The organism is Alloiococcus otitis ATCC 51267 (assembly GCF_000315445.1).
Taxonomy (GTDB): domain Bacteria; phylum Bacillota; class Bacilli; order Lactobacillales; family Carnobacteriaceae_A; genus Alloiococcus; species Alloiococcus otitis.
The window spans coordinates 1-16,898 of sequence record NZ_JH992959.1 but is presented as its reverse complement, the minus strand read 5'-3'; the positions used below and the strand labels follow the sequence as shown (position 1 = coordinate 16,898).

The following is a 16,898-nucleotide window of genomic DNA, read 5'->3' as shown; positions in this document are numbered from 1 at the left end:
CTTACGCAAGATATTGAACCGCCGTGTACGGAACCGTACGCACGGTGGTGTGAGAGGTCGACTAGCCAATTAATGGCTAGTCTCCTACTCGATTTAACTTTTTTGGTCATGGTGTATACCCCGGCAAAGCCAGCTTTTTTGGTGAATTGTCTGAACAAGATGTTCATTTGCTCGTAGCCGACTTGCTCAAAGCCTATTCGCTCATAAAAGGACTTAGCAGCCTGGTTAGAGTCCACCACATCTAAGGATAACTTGTTTTTTTGCTTTTCTTGGCACAGGGTTTCTAGTTTTTCAAAGAGCTGACCACCATAACCCTGGCTCCGGAAGGCAGGGCTAACTGCAGCCAGGTCGACATAAACTTCATCTTCTTGGGCCGTTTTTTGAGCTCCCTTGTAAATGGTATAGACAATTTGCCGGACCAGGCCGGTTAGGGGGTTGAAGCTTTTCCTAAAATCTTTGTAGGAAAGGTCAATGGCCAGTCCACTGTTAGCTGTTTCTATGGTCGCACAAGCCACTATCTGGCCTTGGTCATTCGTCAAGGTGCAAACCTGGCTGAGATCTAGTCCCTTTTGGATCAAATCTAAGGCCTTGGTCTTGTTATCAGTCCAAAACCAAAAATATTTGATCTTGTCTTTAAAAGCTTGATAAATTATTTCAGCAATGCTTGCCTTTATTTCTTCTTTATCCATAAGCTACCCCCTTCAAAGGTTATCGTTAGCCATTATACCATGTCTATTGCCGTACTCACAGGCCAATGAAAAAGCTAAGAAGTCCTTGGACTTCTTAGCTATCGTCTTATTCCCACTCAACTGTTGCAGGTGGCTTAGAGGTGATGTCGTAAACGACCCGGTTGATATGGTCGGTTTCATTAACTATCCGGCGACTAATGGTGTCCAAGACATCAAAAGGAATCTTGGCCCAATCAGCTGTCATCCCGTCTACAGAATTAACTGCCCGAATGCCAATGGTGTAGTCATAAGTCCGGTTGTCGCCCATGACACCGACTGATTTCATGTCAGGCAGGATGGTGAAGTACTGCCAAATATCCCGGTCTAAGCCAGCTTTGGCAATTTCTTCTCTTAAGATAGCATCACTTTCTCTGACAATTTTGAGCTTGTCTTCGGTCACTTCACCGAGGACCCGGATAGCAAGTCCTGGGCCAGGGAAGGGTTGACGCCAGACCAGAGATTCTGGCATGCCCAACTCTTCACCCAGAGCTCGGACTTCATCCTTGAAGAGGGCTTTCATGGGTTCAATGAGTTCAAATTGCAGGTCTTCAGGGAGACCACCTACATTGTGGTGGGACTTGATGGTTTGGGCCGTTTCCGTGCCACTTTCGATAATGTCGGTGTAGAGAGTACCTTGGGCAAGAAATTCAATGCCCTCTAATTTTTCGGCTTCGGCATTAAAGACTTCAATAAATTCATTACCGATGATTTTCCGTTTCTGTTCTGGATCTGTGACACCCGCGAGTTTGGACAGGAATTGGTCTTGGGCATTGACCCGGATGATATTCAAGCCAAATTTGCCCACCAAGCTGTCCATGACTTGGTCACCTTCATTTTTGCGGAGGAGACCATGGTCCACGAAGATACAAGTGAGTTGGTCGCCGATAGCTTCATTTAATAAGACACCGGTTACTGAAGAGTCAACCCCGCCGGACAAGGCTAGGAGGACTTTTTTCTCGCCAACTGTATCCTTGATCTCTTGGATGGCTAGGTCGATAAATTTACCCATGTCCCAGTTACCAGAACAGCCACAAATGTCAAAGGTAAATTGTTTGAGCATGTCCTTGCCGTGCTTGGTGTGGCCCACTTCGGGGTGGAACTGGACAGCATGGATATTTCGACTCAGGTCTTGCATGGCTGCAATCGGACAGTGGGGGTTTTGGGCAGTGACTTGGAAGCCATCAGGGACTTCCTTGACTAGGTCACCATGGCTCATCCAAACTTCTTCTTCCTGGTCGAGCCCTTGGAAGAGTTGTCCGTTTTGGTCGGTTTGAGAAATGAGGGCTCCCCCATATTCTCTTTTGTTGGAAGCTTCAACCTTACCCCCAAAGTGCTGGGCTAAGAGTTGCATGCCGTAGCAGACGCCAAGGATTGGGACACCTAAATCTAGAATTTCTGGGTCTAATGCGAAGGAATTTTGGTCAAAGACTGACATTGGTCCCCCAGATAAAATGATGCCTTTGATATTGCGTTCCTTTAACTCTTCAGCAGTTACCTTGTGGGAAAGGAGTTCAGAATAAACCCCAAATTCACGGATTCGTCTGGTGATAAGTTGGTTGTATTGACTACCGTAGTCGAGTACTACAATTTGCTCGAGGTCCTTAACTTGTTCAATATTGTTCAAAAAAACACTCCCTCTTCACGGTTAAAATACGAAATTCCTTTCTATTTTACCATTGATTGTTAGCCTTTTGAATTATTTTTTTGTCAAAAAAGGGGGAAAGAAAGGAAAATATCAGGAAACCAGCTTTTTGTCCCTTGCCACCATTATCTGTTACAGCAACAGGTCCTGAACCAATGATGGCCAGGACCTGTTCCTTGTTCAAATTTATTCGTCTTCTTTTTCAACTTCACCGTGGTAGAGCATGTAATCAATTGATTCATTGCCCTCGTCATCAGTGATAACGACCGGGTCAAGGGAGTCTAGGCCTTTTGCATCGTAGTAGCCGTAGTCACAATCGGTGTCGGTATGGAGGATAAAGCGTTCCACACCTGCTTCTTCAAAGATTTTCTGGCCAGCATTCCACAGGGTACCCCCTACATTTTGCCCCCGCTTACTGCTGTCGACAATAAATAATTGGATTTGACCTTGGTAAGGGTCTTTTAAATTTTCGTTTAATTGGTCATTGGCCTGGTGTTCTTCGTTTATCGACTTGATTAAGTTCTCGCTGAGTTCTGTATCTGTCTCAAAAAATTTCTGTAATTCAGGTACGATGTCGCGTTCAAAGAGGCGCATTTCTTTGGGATGGTCAACCACAAAGCCAAAGAAAACCCCAACGACCTCGCCATCTAATTCTGCCGTCAAACCAAAAGAGCTATTGTGGAGATGTGAGTTAACATCAACCGTTACAAAAGCATGGGCTACTGCAGGATCTTCCTTTGCAGCATCGGCATACCAGGTGTTTGTAATAAATCGGTGAACTGAGTCAAAGTCAGACTCCTTGTACTTTCTAATTTCTAAACTCATATCGAATCCTTTCTTCTTGCATAGTGTTTTAACGTAACAATTATAGAGGAAGGTTGGGGAGAATGCAAGAATATTGTCTGCTCTAGCCCTAAATCCGGCCAATGAGATGACCAAAATAGTTCTAATTGACATCTCATAGAGGCTAGGCTATGATTGATTTAATGATGTGTCACGATTTTAGGAGGGATCACTTGGAAAATAGGACAAGAAAACACTGGCTTGTTTTACTAGCGGCTTGTGGGATGGCGGCTTCTTCTTTGGGGATTAATATGAATGCCATGGGCGTCTTTTACCAACCCATTGCAGACGACTTGGGCTTGTATGTCGGAACAGTCGCCTTTCAAACCACTGTGGCTGCTATTTTCTTAGCCATAATAGGGACTTTTGTCCACCGCATTTTGTCATGGTTTCGCTTTAGGCAAATGGCGGTTTTTGGAGCGATCTTAGCCGGTTTGTCGATTGCCAGTATTTCACTGGTCTCAAGCCCCTTTTTATTTAATCTTTTGGGTGTCTTGCGAGGGATTGGGTCTGGCTTGATTTCGGTGGTCCCCTTTACCCTTTTGATTAACAATTGGTTTGAAGAAAAAAATGGCCTAGCCCTCAGCATCGCAACCTCCTTCGCCGGCCTGGTCGGGGTTATTTTATCACCGGTTATGACTTGGTGTATTAGCCAGTTTGGCTGGCGAACCTCCGCTGTGATAACCGGCGTCCTCTTTATTTTCTTTAACCTACCGATCTTATTAATGGGAGTCCGGCTCAATCCAAGAGATGAAGGCTTATTGGCTTATGGCGAGACAAGTTTGCCAGACCGCGACTTGGTGGGGGAAAGACCATTGGAATTGACCCCTAACCAGTCCTTTAACTATACCAGCCCTCTCTTCCTGTCCCTGGTCTTTATTGCCTTGTTCTACCCCCTTGTCAACCGGACTTTCCCAAAACCTACCAGGCTTTGCCTTGTCGAAGGGTTTCAACTTGGAATTTGGGGCTAGTTTACTGTCGGCAGCCATGTTGGCTAATATTATTTTCAAACTCATCCTGGGCCCCTTGGCTAATAAAATTGGCCCCACCAAAACAACTATTTATTCAGCCTTAGTCCTGGTCTTCGCCTATGGGATTTTACTGACCAGCCAGCATACGGGTCTCTTGCTGGTTGGAGCTTTCCTGTATGGAATTTGTTACTTTGTCCCTCCTTTGGCCTTGCCACTTTTGACCAATCAATTTTTTGGGAAATCCCAGGCAAACCGTATCTATCCCTTTATCTCTCTTTTGACTGGTTTGTCAGGTGCCTTTTCGATTTCGGCCATTGGCTATGTTTATGACTTCACTCAATCATATGAAGTGGCTATTTTGACCTTGCTGGTAGTGACAGGCTTGAGTATTGCCTTATTAATTTATTGTTTAGGACAGTTGAAAGACCAAGGTAAGGCCTAGTTTTAGTTTAGCCTTGCCTTTTTTCATTTGCCATTTCGCCCGTTTTATAAGTATAGCTGATCTATGCTAGAATAAACTTGAAGGAAAGTGTAAACGTTTAAAAGGAGTGAAGAGCATGGATCCCTTTAAAGGACTTATTGTTCGCCAGGAAGACGACCAGGTGACTTACCAAATTGAAGATTTAACTTTAGATGACTTGACCCAAGGACCTATTACTATCAAAGTAGATTATTCGACAGTTAACTACAAGGACATGCTTGCCACCCAGGCCAAGGGTGGGGTGGTCCGCGACTATCCCATGATTCCAGGTATTGACCTGGTGGGGCAGGTGGTGGAATCTCAAGATGAGCACTTCAAGCCTGGAGAAAGCGTTATGGTGATCTCCACCGACTTGGGGGTTTCCAAAACAGGGGGCTTTGCCCAATATGTCCAAACAGATGCTGACCACTTGACCCGTCTGCCGGAGGGGCTCAGTCCAAAGGATGCCATGACCTTTGGCACAGCTGGCTTTACTGCTGCCCTGTCCATCCAGGCCCTAGTAGACCACGGTCTGTCTCTTGAGGAAGATCCCAATATTTTAGTCACTGGTGCCACAGGTGGAGTGGGGAGCGTAGCCCTCAAAATTCTAAGCCACTTGGGTTACACTAAGCTCCATGCCTTGGTCCGTAAAGATTACCAGGTGGAAGTAGCCCAAAAATTAGGAGCCAATTTTATTGTCCAGGCTCAAGACTTGGCAGCAGGTCGGTCGACTTTAGACAGCCGAAACTTCCAATATGTTTTAGACACGGTAGGTGGAGATGTTGCAAGCAAAGCCCTAGCTCAAATAGACCACAATGGCGCTATGTCCATGTGCGGGAATGCTGGTGGGGCTAAGATGGAAGCTTCCGTCCTGCCCTTTATCTTAAGAGGGGTCAATGTCTTGGGGATTAACTCCGTCAGCTACCCGTTAAATGCCAAGGCCAAGATTTGGCAGAAGTTAGCTCAAGAATGGAATGTAGCAGACCAATTAGTGACCTCTGAAATCCCATTGAAAGACCTAGACCAGACCATCACCGCCTTAAAAGAAGGCAAACACTTGGGTCGGACAGTGGTCAAGCTAAACGATCAATAAAACAGTTAAAACCAGGCTCAAGGGCTGACGAGTTAGCTTTTGAGCCTGGTCTTTTTTTACATTTGTTCATCGGAAAATTGGTCCTGGATATTGTGGGGTTCCACGTGGACATCGGTATGCATCACATCAAATTCCTCATAAAGAATTTTTTCGATGACTTCTGTGATATCATGACTTTCTTGGACGGTCATCTGGGCCTGGACCAAGATGGTACAATCTACATAAATATTAGCTCCGTACATCCGGGCCTTTAATTGGGGGATGGCTTGGACTTCCTCTAGCTGACTAATCCGGTCATGGTAGGCCTGGAGGAGCGAGTCATCAAAGCCATCTGATAGGGCGAAGGAGGACTGTTTAAAGACACCAATTCCTGTCTTTAAGATAATGAGGGCAATGACAATGGCCATGACCTGGTCCAACCAGGCTAAATTGAGCGACGAAGTAAAGATGGCCAAGGCGGTAGCTAGGGAGGTCAAAGCATCATTTAGGTTGTCCTTACTCACAGCTTCTAAGCCAAAACTGGAAGACTCTATGGCTATTTTACGGTTGTAGCCTGCAACAGCCAACAAAACCAGCATGGCCAGTAAGGAAATGATGGCAGCCAGGTTTGAAGGAGGCTGGTTAACTTCTTGTCGGATTAAGCTGGTGATGGCAGAGATAAGAAGTTGTAGGCCCAAGAAGAGCATAATAAAGGAGGTGACCAAACTAGCGATTGGCTCGGCCTTCCAGTGACCATAAGGGTGGTCATCATCTGCCGGTTTCCTGGCTGTTTTTAATCCAATTAAGACGGCAATGCTAGAGATGGTATCGGTAAAATTGTTGAGGCCATCAGCCAAAAGGGCAGCTGAATTAAAAATGAGCCCTGATCCAGCCTTGACCAGGGCTAGGATGATGTAGACAATAATGGACACCCATGCCCCCCGTTCGGATAACTTGACTCTTTCTTCCCGGCTTGCCACGATAAGAACCTCCCCATTAAATTTGCTCTTATATTATAGGTTGTGCCCTAGCTTAATTCAATATAGATGAGAGAATAATCATTTTGGTCTCTTTATTTAAGTATGGTAAAATAAATCTGACTAGATAAGCTAACAAGGAGGGATAGCCTTGGATATCCAAGTAGAGATCACCCGTCATATCGCAGTTTTATCCGAATCCAGTAAGGGCTGGAAGAAGGAAGTTAACCTGGTTTCTTGGAACGGCCAGGCTCCTAAGTATGACATCCGGTCTTGGTCACCCGACCATGCCAAGATGTCTAAAGGAATAACTTTGACCAAGGATGAAGCCCAAAAACTTGCTTTAGCCTTGACCAGTGAAGTGGAGGAAGACTAATGGAGTGGATTAATTTAAATAATGGTCAAACCATGCCACTTTTAGGGACAGGGACCAACACATATGGCAAAGTTGACCAGGACTATAATGGGGAATTAAACGGCGACTTTGCACCCTTGGAAAGTGCCCTGAGGCTCGGTTACCGCTTAGTCGACACGGCTATTGTCTACCGTAATGAGGCAGGCGTTGGCGCTACCCTAGCACGTAGTAACGTTGACCGACAAGACTTGTTTGTCACAACTAAGATTCCAAATGATGAAAGCTATACCCATTCAGAAGAAAGCATCCGCCAGACCATCGACCGGTCCTTGGCTCATTTTGGCACCGACTATCTAGACTTGTACTTGATCCACAAGCCCAGCTCGAACCCATCAGTCACCAAGCGGATCTGGCAGGTTTTAGAAGATTATTATGACCAAGGCAAGCTCAAAAATATTGGGGTGTCTAACTTTTCAGCCCAGCAAATCGAAGACTTGAAGTCCTATGCCAAAATTATGCCAGCAGTCAACCAAATTCAAATTAACCCGGAAGAGAAGAACCAAGACTTAATTGACTACTTACAAGGCCAAAAGATCGTCCCAACCGCCTGGGGTCCCATGAAGTCCAGTCCAGACCAGCGTCAAGCCTTAGCTAAAATTGGCAAAAAATACGGTAAAGCTTGGTCCCAGGTTCTCCTACGCTACCAAGTTCAAAGGGGGATTGTGGTCATTCCCAAATCCCATAACCCGAACAACCAAGCCCTCAACTTGGATATCTTTGATTTTGACTTATCCTCAGAAGATATGGCCCAAGTTTCTCAACTCTAGACTAAAAAAGCCCAAGCTGGGTTCAAGCTAGCTTGGGCTTTTTATTGTTTCAAGGCGTCTTTAGCCAATTGGTCGGCAAGTTCATTCATGGAGACGCCAGAGTGGGCCTTGACCTTGACAAAGTCAACCTCAATATTTTGGGCAAAGCGGTCGTAAAAGCGAACATAGTCCTGGGAGATAACTTTCTTAGCCTGCCATTCTTTTTTAGCCCATTTTTCAATCCCCATATAGTCATAAAAAATGGTGATATGGTTATAGGAATGGTTAATGGCCCATTTGATGGCATTGAGGCAACCATAGCACTCGCCAGCGATTTGATAGCTGGCCGCATACCTAGGATCATTGTCACTGTTGGCTAACTTGGCTACAAGCTTGCCATCTTCTAGGAGGACAACACCATAGCTGTAGTTTTTTTGCTTTTTATCGAAGGATCCGTCGACGTAGGCTTGGAGGCCCTGACTAGTTTCTTTGGCATTTTCCAAGCCATTATTTAAGTATTGGAGGGCTTGGGCTTTGTCTTTAAAGGACTTGTATTCTGCTTTGGGATAGTGGCTAACCTGGTTTTGGGCTTGTGGCCATGAGGTGTAGAGTCCTGGTTTCCGGCCCTTTTTGACGGCATAATATTTTTGGACCACGAAGATACCAACCTCTCTAGGGAAATAATTCAAGTTCTATTATAGCATAAGCCAAAGACTAGAGGGTATGATTTCCTTCTCCTTTAGAATTGTCATTGGTGAAGGGGAGAGGATCTGTGGTAAAATAGGAGAGAAATCCAATCTAACTTTTAGAAAGGAGGCTAGTTCATGGCTAAAAAAAGTAAGGCTTCTCTTGACCCTAAAGTGGATGCCTTAATTGATGACCAAGTCAAGGGGGTAGACCAAGACAAGTTGGTTAAACGACTTGATGCTGAACACTTGGACCTCAATGGGGCAACCTATTTAATCTTGGAAGACCAAGGTCAAGCTTTAGATATCGACCAGGTTAATGACCGCTATACTCCTTTTTTTGACAAGTTTCACTACATCGTAGGGGATATTTCTAAGGGTCAGTTACGACTCAAGGGTTTTTACCGCAATGACCAAGACAAGGTTCCTGAAGAGATGAAAATTGGCCAACTAGATGATTATATAATGGAAGATTGCAGTTTTGCCGCCCCTTACTTTGTCTTGGAACGGCAGGCTGAGATCACAAATTTCCATCCCTACAAGCCGGAAATGTTTAACTATAAAAGCCAACCTTCCCATAACAAGGACCGGTATAAACACCAAAAAAATAAGAAAAATAAAAGACGAAAACAGCAAAAAGCTGGTGGAGACTTCAAAAAGAGAAGCAGGTCGCCGAAGTTTAAAAAGAAAAATCGGCAAAAATACCACTACCAGCCTGGTGAAGATGACTACTACAATGAAGTTGAAACCGTCAAAGATGAAAAAGGACAAGCCAAGTTTAAGATAAACCGTAAGCAATAAAGGAGTGTTAGTATGTCGGATGAAAAACAGGATTACAAGGGCTATTTAGTCGATTTAGATGGAACTATGTATATGGGGCCTGACCCCATTGAAGAGGCCGGACCTTTTATTGACCGCTTGCGCCAGGCCAATCTACCTTTCTTGTTCTTATCCAATAACTCGACCGCCTCACCCCAGGATGTTGCAGATAAGTTAGGCAAGATGGGGGTTCAGGCCCAGGCAGAAGAAGTTTACACTTCTTCATTAGCCACTGTTGACTACTTGAATTCCCGGCCAGGGGACTCTGTTTATATTATCGGCGAATCAGGCTTGCTAGATGCTGTAGAAGAAGCGGGCTACAAGTGGGATGAAGACCAGCCTGATTTTGTCTTAGTTGGTTTAGACCGGAAAGTAACCTATGAGAAATTTAATATAGCAACCTTGGCCATCCAAAAGGGAGCAGAATTTATTTGCACTAACAGAGATACCAATATCCCGACTGACCGAGGCATGTCTCCGAGTGCTGGAGCCTTGGCAGCCTTTTTAGAGCGGGCAACCGGCCAGGAGCCTAAGTATATTGGTAAACCAGAAGCCACCATCATGGACAAGGGGATTGAGCGCTTAGGCCTTGCCAAGGAAGATGTGGCCATGGTTGGCGACAATTATGATACAGATATCCTAGCTGGGATTAACAATGGCATTGACACCATCCTGGTCTTTTCTGGCTTGACCAGCCCTGAAGAATTGGCTGAAAAAGACAAGCAGCCCACCCACACTATTAACAGTCTTGACGATTGGTTGACGGATGTTTAAGGGGGGAAGAAGTAGGCTAAAGGATGTCATCTTTTACTTGTTCTTGTTTGTGGCGGTTGTAACCTTTGCCATTGCAGTAACCATCCTCTTAACGCCTTTACTGGAAATTAATTTGTCCCTAAATAATATCCCTGAACAGGTCGGCCTATCCATAGACCGGATAATGGAGAATTACTATGTCTTATTAGAATACCTCCACTTTCCTTGGGTGACCGAACTTGCCATGCCAGACTTTCCCACCTCCCCTAGTGGAGCCTTTCACTTTTATGAAGTCAAGCAACTCTTTTTACTCAATTATGGCCTACTCTTTGTCAGTCTGCCTTTTGCCATTTACTATTTGGTGAAACTCAAGCAAACCAACCAAGTATACGAGTTGGAAAAACCTGCCCTGGTTGCGGCCATCCTGCCCTTGGGTCTTTTGGTCTTTTTAGCCATCAATTTTGACCGCTTGTTTTTGACCTTCCATGAGATTTTATTTGACAATGATGCCTGGCTATTTAATCCTCAAACCGATCCTATTATCAATGTCTTAACCCAGGACTTCTTTATGTTGTGTTTTGCTTTTGCCATTGTCTTGATTGAAGCTTTATTTATTACTGGCTACGTTTTGGCTAGGCGGGACCGACTCAGACAAGGGGTTTAGCCGTAAATAAAAACAGCAAGTGTCAACCGAGTTGGGGTGGCACTTGCTGGTTTTTTATTGCATATTCTTGGATACATCGGGGTCGGCGTGGGCAATTCGACTAGCAGCAGCTGCGGCAATGGCGCCGACAATATCATCTAAGAAGGTGTTGGTTTGGTCCTTGTGCTTGTGGTTGTCCAAACGCTTTATTACCTTAGGCTTTAACTTGTCTAGATAACCGAAATTGGTTAGGCCAATGGATCCATAAACATTGACGATGGCTAAAGCTAAAACTTCATCGATTCCATACAGGCCTTCATCCGCTTCGATGATGGAGGAGAGGGGTTCTGACACCTTTCCTTCTTCAGTTAATCGGTCAAGTTCAATCCCTGTAATAACGGCATTGCAGACTTCCCGTTTTTCGAGTACCTTTTTGACATTTTCTAGGCAGTAGTCCATGGTCAGGTTGCTGACATAGGATTCTTGCAGGTCATAGACCAATTCGGCAATTTCTTCTAACTGGACCCCTCTTTGGAGAATGCCAGCTACGGCCTTTTCATTTAGTCTTTTATCTGTTTGCATATTCATAAATATCTTCCTTTTCATACTTTTAGTCTACAGCTTTGATGTTAATTTAAGTTTAAGCTGGTGCTTAAGATTGGCTGGAGGTGTTCGTCTGGGTTAATGTAGCGGATGGCATGGTTAACAGCAATGGGGGCTTCGCCAAAGCCGACTGCAATGAGTTTGATCTTGTCTTTATAAGAAGCTACGTCTCCCGCTGCAAAGATTCCCTCTTGGCTAGTGGCCATCCTGTGGTCCACAGTGATTCCGCCAGCTTGGTGGTCCACCTGCCAATTATCAATTCCTTCCAAGGAGGAAACAAAACCGTAATTGACAATAACTGCATCAACCGGTAGATCAAATGTCTCATCAGACCGGGCCTTGGTTAGGGTTGTAGCAGAAATCGTCTTTCCGTCTTTGCTTTGAAAATCGCTAGCAACAAAAGGAGTTATGATCTCAACACCTGAGTCTTGTAACTTTTGCACCGAACTTTCCATGGCCCGGAATTTTGGCCGGCGGTGGACTAAGTAGACTTGCTTGGCGATTGGTTCTAAGCTTAAGGCCCAATCCACTGCAGAGTCACCCCCGCCAAAGACGGCCACATTTTTACCGGCAAAGGACTGGCGGTCTTTGACCACATAATGGAGGTTGTGGTCTTCAAAAACTGCTGGATAATCAAAGGGAAGCTTGCGGGGCTTGAAAGCTCCCTGGCCGACTGTAATGATAATAGTCTTAGAATAGTGGACTTGCTTAGGGGTTTGGATCTGAAACATGCCTTCTTTTTTTTGGATGGATTGGACCTTCTCACCCAAGCAAATGTCCTGGTCAAAGTGATCTAGCTGTTGGATCAACTGTTTGGTTATCTTGCTTCCGGTTATCTTAGGGTGGCCAGGGATGTCATAAATCTCTTTTTCGGGATATAAAATATTGGGTTGACCACCTAAGATAGGCAGGGATTCAATCAGCTTGGTCTTAGCTTGTCTCAATCCAGCGTAAAAAGCAGCGAAGAGGCCAACAGGACCGCCCCCGATGATGGTGATGTCACTAATTGCTTCTTCCTTCAAAAATCTTCCTCCTTTTTCTTGCGATAAACTTGCTTACTGGTAAAAAATAAAATATAAGATCAAGGAAATGAGGATGCCGGCTATGACCCCGAAGAAAACTTCAATGGGCTTATGGCCAAGCATCTGTCGGGAATGTTTTTCAACGGTGGCTAAATCTAGCTTCCCGTCTTGGTTGACCTTCGCCAGGCTCTCCCGTAAGGATTTAAAATCATCCAAGAGTTCATTGATTAAAATACTGTGTTCGCCACTTTGCCGTCTGACCCCCATGGAATCAAAAATCACAATGACAGCAAAAGTGATGGCAATTGCGGTTAAGTGAGACTGCCAACCTTCCACTACAATCAAGGCAGTTACCAAGCTGGCTACCCCAGCAGAATGTGAGCTCGGCATTCCCCCAGTTGCAAAGAGGAGGCCTATGCTTGGAGACCGTCGGAGGGCCATGGCAATAGGGATTTTAAGGATCTGTGAAATTAAAATGGCTGCTAAAGCAGCAACGAGTGGGTAATTGTTAAAGAGCAAAAACTACACGTCCTTTTCTCATTGCATCCCATTCTATCATGATAATGGAAAAGAGGCACTGATAAAAATTTTCACCCACTTAGACCTAAGATTATTTTCATCTCCAGATCTTTCCGGTATGATTGGAAGAGATTATAATGCAAAGGATGTCTTATATGACTAATTTTCCGCAGTTACATTTAGAGGACAGACAGACTAATCAGGCTACTATTCAAACCAATATGGGGGAAATTGACTTGGTCTTGTTCGAAGACCAAGCCCCTAAGACGGTGAAGAACTTTATTGCTTTAGCCAAAAAAGGCTACTATGATGGGGTAATCTTCCACCGGGTAATCCCCAATTTTATGATCCAGGCTGGCGACCCAACTGGATCAGGCATGGGTGGGGAGAGTATCTATGGCCATCCCTTTGAAGATGAGTTTAGTATGGAAGTTTTTAACCTAAAAGGGGCCCTGTCAATGGCCAATTCTGGCCCCAATACCAATGGTAGCCAGTTTTTTATTGTCACCAATGACCAGGTTCCCAAAGAAATGCTGGGTCAATTAAAAGGGGCCGGCTTCCCTGATAAGATAATTGAAGCTTACAAGGATCAAGGCGGGACTCCTTGGCTGGACCATAAGCATACCGTCTTTGGACATGTGACTTCTGGTCTTAAAGTAGCTCAAGCCATCAGCCAGGTTTCACGCAATAGCATGGACAAGCCCTTGGATGATGTAGTTATCGATAGTATCGAAATAAAAGAATAGCTCCTTTTATCCTGGGTGTTAAAAAAAGCAAAATAGTTTAAATTAAGGCCAGGTTAAAGGACCTGGTTTTAATTTCAAGTCTCTGTAAAGCGCTTACTCATGGGCCTTCTGTTCAAATGACAAGCCAAGCATGGTATAATTTTATTTAATAGGATTACTTACCGAGATTTGAGGTGAAGATATGACCTATAAGATTGGCAATCGTGTTGAAGGCCTAGTTACTGGCATTCAACCCTATGGTGCTTTTGTCAAATTGGATGAGAACACCCAAGGCTTGATCCATATTTCCGAACTTGAGCACAAATATGTCAAAAATATCACTGATTTTGTCCAAGTAGGTCAGAAAGTAAAAGTAGTTATTCTAGATATTGATGAATATAGCCAAAAGATATCTCTTTCCATCCGAGCCCTACATGATAGCCCAGTCCATCCCTTCGCCAAGCGGAAGAAGACGCCAAGGTATGGTAGGCGGACGGGTAGTGACTTTGAACCCATTGACCAGAAACTCGACCAATGGATCCGAGATGCTCTAAAGGAGCTGAAGGATAAAGGCCATTAGACACAAGAGATGGAGGATGACAAGATGGCTTCTATAGTTGGAACAATTATAGCTGAGACAGCAGATGACCAGTTGTACTTTTTGGTGAATAAAGAAACAAAATCTTTTATTATCGCAGACTCCCAAAAAGACTGTACGGCTTTAGCCACCATGATTGAAGCGTTTAAGGCCATTGTATCCATTAACTTCGACAAGCTCGAATTAGTTGAATTAACAAATGCCTGCCATGAAGGGGAAAACCTTCCTCTCTATGTTTTTTCTTACCCACCAACGGAAACGGATAATGTCAACAAATTAGTTAAGGAACCTGACCAATATGCTTGGTTGAACCACCGAGACTTAAAAGAAACTTTTAACCAGTTAAATATTGAAGGGGTTCCTAGCTTTCGATGATTAGACTAGCCAGTAAAGGAGTTTTTTATGACCCATATTGATTTTGATGATAGAAATGTTATCGGCCAATTTATTTCAGAAACCGAAGTTAGCCATATAAAAGACCAAGTTGAATCGGCCCACCAGCTACTCCAGGAGGGTGGCGGACCTGGGAGTGATTTTTTGGGTTGGCTTAATTTGCCGACCGACTACGATAGGGATGAATTTACCCGGATCAAACAGGCTGCCGAAAAAATCAAGGGCAATTCTGAGATCCTGATTGTTATCGGTATAGGAGGGTCTTACCTAGGAGCAAAGGCAGCTTTAGACTTTTTGAATCATTCCTTTTACAATGAATTACCGCAGGAAGACCGGACTACACCCCAAATTTTCTTTGCTGGTAACAGTATCTCTTCTACTTATCTCAAGGACTTAGTTGAGTTGGTGGGGGACCGTGATTTTTCAGTCAATGTTATTTCCAAATCTGGGACTACAACCGAACCGGCCATTGCGTTTCGGGTCTTTAAGCATCTCTTAGAAAAGAAATATGGTAAAGACGAAGCCAGAAACCGCATATTTGCTACAACAGACAAGTCCAAAGGAGCCTTGAAAACTGTAGCGGATGAAGAAGGCTACGAAACTTTCGTTATCCCAGATGATGTCGGCGGCCGGTTTTCTGTATTGACTCCTGTTGGCCTCTTGCCCATCGCAGTAAGTGGGGCAGATATTGACCAATTAATGGCTGGAGCCCAAGCTGCAAGCAAAGATTTTGCTAACCCCAACCTAGCAGATAACCAAGCTTACCAATATGCAGCTTTAAGAAATATTTTATACCGCAAGGGTAAGGTAACTGAACTATTAATCAACTATGAACCTAGCCTTCGCTACCTATCCGAATGGTGGAAACAATTATTTGGCGAGTCTGAAGGTAAGGATCAGAAAGGCATCTACCCGTCTAGTGCCAACTTTTCAACCGACCTTCACTCATTAGGCCAATTTATCCAAGAAGGCCGGCGCAATCTTTTTGAAACAGTAATTAAAATTGACCAGCCACAAAAAAGCATTACCATACCAGAGCAAGAAGATGATCTGGATGGTTTGGACTATTTACAGGGCAAAGACTTAGACTTTGTCAACACCAAGGCCTTCCAAGGAACGCTTTTGGCTCATACAGATGGTCAGGTCCCTAACTTTGTTATTACTATTCCTGATCAAAGTCCTTATACTTTGGGTTACCTCTTTTACTTTTTTGAAAAAGCTGTTGCGATTTCTGGCTACTTGAATGCAGTTAACCCATTTGACCAACCAGGTGTGGAAGCCTACAAGGAAAACATGTTTGCCTTATTAGGTAAACCAGGCTATGAAGATTTAGCTACAGAGCTCAATAACCGACTGCCCTAAAAAGGCAAAAAGGGCCGGACTTGGTCGACCAAGTCCGGTTTTTATGTGCGCCCGGCATGGGTGACAACTTGGTGGTGAAAGTCCACTGCAGGCCTGGCAGTAGGAACTGTTAGCTGAAGGCAAGGGTGTCCATCGTGAGGTGGAATCTGAAGGAAGCTGGAGGCAAACACTCGCACTGACGAACAGAAACTTCATATCAAGGCTGATTTGGGATGGATGAGCTTGCATAACAAAGTAAAGTCCAATACTGCACAAGTCCCTTTCAGTAAATGAAGCAGTGACATGAGTGGAAGGTTGTCACACCTTACTCGGGGAGGTCTCACTAGCGTTTAGTAGTAACAACGAATAGTGAGAAGTCAGCCGAGGTCATAGTAGCTACGTTGTAGCGAAGGACTGAACAATATTCATACAAAGTATAGAACGGAGGTTAAAGTTTACGAATAGGACAGAAAACAATCGAAGAGATTGGCAATCGGTGGAGAGAATAGGTGGAACCGAAAGGGTAAGCCGATGCGTCTAGTAAACTTTAGGTGAAATGACAGAAATGTATCGTAAGTCTCCAAACTTAATGGAGCAAGTTGTTGACAGAAGAAACTTGGAAACAGCAGCCAAAGCCGTTAAACGGAACAAAGGCGCTGCAGGTATTGACGGTATGACCGTTTTTGAGATAGAGGAGCACATTCAAGCGTATTATCAACCCTTACGGAAGAAATTACTTGATGGAACGTATAAGCCTCAACCAGTTAAACGAGTAGAAATACCAAAGCCGAATGGAGAAAAACGAAAGTTAGGTATACCTTGTGTGCGGGATAGAGTTGTTCAACAAGCCATACGGCAAGTAATTGAACCGATTATAGACCCGCACTTCTATGACAACAGTCACGGATTCCGACCAGGGAAAAGCACGCACAGTGCTCTCAA

Annotated in this window: 20 protein-coding genes and 1 pseudogene; 13 read left to right on the top strand and 8 right to left on the bottom strand. The window is 44.4% G+C overall.

Translation table 11 applies throughout. The features are described 5' to 3' along the window. The 3 genes from HMPREF9698_RS04895 to HMPREF9698_RS08475 all read right to left on the bottom strand — a co-directional run. On the bottom strand, positions 1 to 689 hold a 689-nt coding region (locus HMPREF9698_RS04895; protein WP_003777910.1), incomplete at its 3' end, for a GNAT family N-acetyltransferase. Between the two features lie 106 nt (positions 690 to 795). Continuing rightward, on the bottom strand, positions 796 to 2,352 hold the full coding sequence (gene guaA / locus HMPREF9698_RS04890; protein ID WP_003777908.1) for a glutamine-hydrolyzing GMP synthase: 1,557 nt from the start codon (positions 2,350 to 2,352) through the stop codon (positions 796 to 798). Positions 2,353 to 2,556: 204 nt separating this feature from the next. Next, positions 2,557 to 3,195, bottom strand: a complete 639-nt coding sequence (locus HMPREF9698_RS08475; protein WP_003777907.1) for a GNAT family N-acetyltransferase — start codon at positions 3,193 to 3,195, stop codon at positions 2,557 to 2,559. Between the two features lie 191 nt (positions 3,196 to 3,386). On the opposite strand from HMPREF9698_RS08475, the gene HMPREF9698_RS04880 reads away from it, so the two are divergent. The 3 genes from HMPREF9698_RS04880 to HMPREF9698_RS04870 all read left to right on the top strand — a co-directional run bounded on the left by HMPREF9698_RS04880 (position 3,387) and on the right by HMPREF9698_RS04870 (position 5,737). Then, a complete protein-coding gene (locus HMPREF9698_RS04880) occupies positions 3,387 to 4,184 on the top strand; it encodes an MFS transporter (protein WP_051011789.1) in 798 nt (265 codons plus the stop codon). Further along, on the top strand, positions 4,150 to 4,626 hold the full coding sequence (locus tag HMPREF9698_RS04875) for an MFS transporter (RefSeq protein WP_169315221.1): 477 nt from the start codon (positions 4,150 to 4,152) through the stop codon (positions 4,624 to 4,626). Before HMPREF9698_RS04880 ends, HMPREF9698_RS04875 begins: the two co-directional genes overlap by 35 nt. A 115-nt stretch (positions 4,627 to 4,741) precedes the next feature. Then, positions 4,742 to 5,737, top strand: a complete 996-nt coding sequence (locus tag HMPREF9698_RS04870; protein WP_003777902.1) for a YhdH/YhfP family quinone oxidoreductase — start codon at positions 4,742 to 4,744, stop codon at positions 5,735 to 5,737. Between the two features lie 56 nt (positions 5,738 to 5,793). On the opposite strand, the gene HMPREF9698_RS04865 is transcribed toward HMPREF9698_RS04870, so the two are convergent. Next, entirely contained in the window at positions 5,794 to 6,696 is a 903-nt protein-coding gene (locus tag HMPREF9698_RS04865) for a cation diffusion facilitator family transporter (RefSeq protein WP_003777901.1), read from the bottom strand. A gap of 142 nt (positions 6,697 to 6,838) precedes the next feature. On the opposite strand from HMPREF9698_RS04865, the gene HMPREF9698_RS04860 reads away from it, so the two are divergent. Further along, a complete protein-coding gene (locus HMPREF9698_RS04860) occupies positions 6,839 to 7,069 on the top strand; it encodes a YdbC family protein (protein WP_040292596.1) in 231 nt (76 codons plus the stop codon). Continuing rightward, positions 7,069 to 7,875, top strand: a complete 807-nt coding sequence (locus HMPREF9698_RS04855) for an aldo/keto reductase family protein (RefSeq protein ID WP_003777897.1) — start codon at positions 7,069 to 7,071, stop codon at positions 7,873 to 7,875. The genes HMPREF9698_RS04860 and HMPREF9698_RS04855 overlap by 1 nt, the downstream gene beginning before the upstream one ends. Before the next feature lie 41 nt (positions 7,876 to 7,916). Here the strand turns inward: HMPREF9698_RS04855 and HMPREF9698_RS04850 are convergent, their stop codons facing one another. Continuing rightward, a complete protein-coding gene (locus HMPREF9698_RS04850; RefSeq protein ID WP_003777895.1) occupies positions 7,917 to 8,510 on the bottom strand; it encodes a ribonuclease H1 domain-containing protein in 594 nt (197 codons plus the stop codon). A gap of 168 nt (positions 8,511 to 8,678) precedes the next feature. Here HMPREF9698_RS04850 and HMPREF9698_RS08470 point away from each other — a divergent pair, with 168 nt between their 5' ends. The 3 genes from HMPREF9698_RS08470 to HMPREF9698_RS04835 are packed head-to-tail and all read left to right on the top strand — an operon-like array spanning position 8,679 to position 10,776. Beyond that, positions 8,679 to 9,341, top strand: a complete 663-nt coding sequence (locus HMPREF9698_RS08470) for a YutD-like domain-containing protein (RefSeq protein WP_003777894.1) — start codon at positions 8,679 to 8,681, stop codon at positions 9,339 to 9,341. A 12-nt stretch (positions 9,342 to 9,353) separates the two neighbouring features. Beyond that, positions 9,354 to 10,133: a TIGR01457 family HAD-type hydrolase gene (locus HMPREF9698_RS04840; protein ID WP_003777891.1), complete on the top strand. Its 780-nt coding sequence runs from the start codon at positions 9,354 to 9,356 to the stop codon at positions 10,131 to 10,133. After that, entirely contained in the window at positions 10,126 to 10,776 is a 651-nt protein-coding gene (locus tag HMPREF9698_RS04835) for a TIGR01906 family membrane protein (RefSeq protein WP_083860996.1), read from the top strand. The genes HMPREF9698_RS04840 and HMPREF9698_RS04835 overlap by 8 nt, the downstream gene beginning before the upstream one ends. A 54-nt stretch (positions 10,777 to 10,830) precedes the next feature. On the opposite strand, the gene HMPREF9698_RS04830 is transcribed toward HMPREF9698_RS04835, so the two are convergent. The 3 genes from HMPREF9698_RS04830 to HMPREF9698_RS04820 are packed head-to-tail and all read right to left on the bottom strand — an operon-like array spanning position 10,831 to position 12,899. Then, the gene (locus tag HMPREF9698_RS04830; RefSeq protein WP_040292642.1) at positions 10,831 to 11,337 is read right to left on the bottom strand and encodes a phosphatidylglycerophosphatase A family protein; all 507 of its coding nucleotides are present in this window, start codon (positions 11,335 to 11,337) and stop codon (positions 10,831 to 10,833) included. Between the two features lie 47 nt (positions 11,338 to 11,384). Continuing rightward, positions 11,385 to 12,380 (bottom strand): NAD(P)/FAD-dependent oxidoreductase, encoded by a 996-nt coding sequence (locus tag HMPREF9698_RS04825; protein ID WP_003777886.1) that lies wholly within the window; start codon positions 12,378 to 12,380, stop codon positions 11,385 to 11,387. 33 nt (positions 12,381 to 12,413) lie between these two features. Further along, entirely contained in the window at positions 12,414 to 12,899 is a 486-nt protein-coding gene (locus HMPREF9698_RS04820; RefSeq protein WP_003777885.1) for a divergent PAP2 family protein, read from the bottom strand. Between the two features lie 155 nt (positions 12,900 to 13,054). Here HMPREF9698_RS04820 and HMPREF9698_RS04815 point away from each other — a divergent pair, with 155 nt between their 5' ends. From HMPREF9698_RS04815 to HMPREF9698_RS04795, 5 genes and pseudogenes are all read left to right on the top strand, one after another. After that, the gene (locus HMPREF9698_RS04815; protein WP_003777883.1) at positions 13,055 to 13,645 is read left to right on the top strand and encodes a peptidylprolyl isomerase; all 591 of its coding nucleotides are present in this window, start codon (positions 13,055 to 13,057) and stop codon (positions 13,643 to 13,645) included. A 181-nt stretch (positions 13,646 to 13,826) separates the two neighbouring features. Beyond that, positions 13,827 to 14,204, top strand: coding sequence for a CvfD/Ygs/GSP13 family RNA-binding post-transcriptional regulator (locus HMPREF9698_RS04810; protein ID WP_003777881.1), 378 nt, complete (start codon positions 13,827 to 13,829; stop codon positions 14,202 to 14,204). A gap of 24 nt (positions 14,205 to 14,228) precedes the next feature. Then, on the top strand, positions 14,229 to 14,597 hold the full coding sequence (locus tag HMPREF9698_RS04805; RefSeq protein ID WP_003777879.1) for a hypothetical protein: 369 nt from the start codon (positions 14,229 to 14,231) through the stop codon (positions 14,595 to 14,597). Between the two features lie 27 nt (positions 14,598 to 14,624). Next, positions 14,625 to 15,977, top strand: a complete 1,353-nt coding sequence (locus tag HMPREF9698_RS04800; protein ID WP_003777877.1) for a glucose-6-phosphate isomerase — start codon at positions 14,625 to 14,627, stop codon at positions 15,975 to 15,977. Between the two features lie 535 nt (positions 15,978 to 16,512). Continuing rightward, positions 16,513 to 16,898: pseudogene (locus HMPREF9698_RS04795) on the top strand (reverse transcriptase domain-containing protein); the annotation flags it as partial.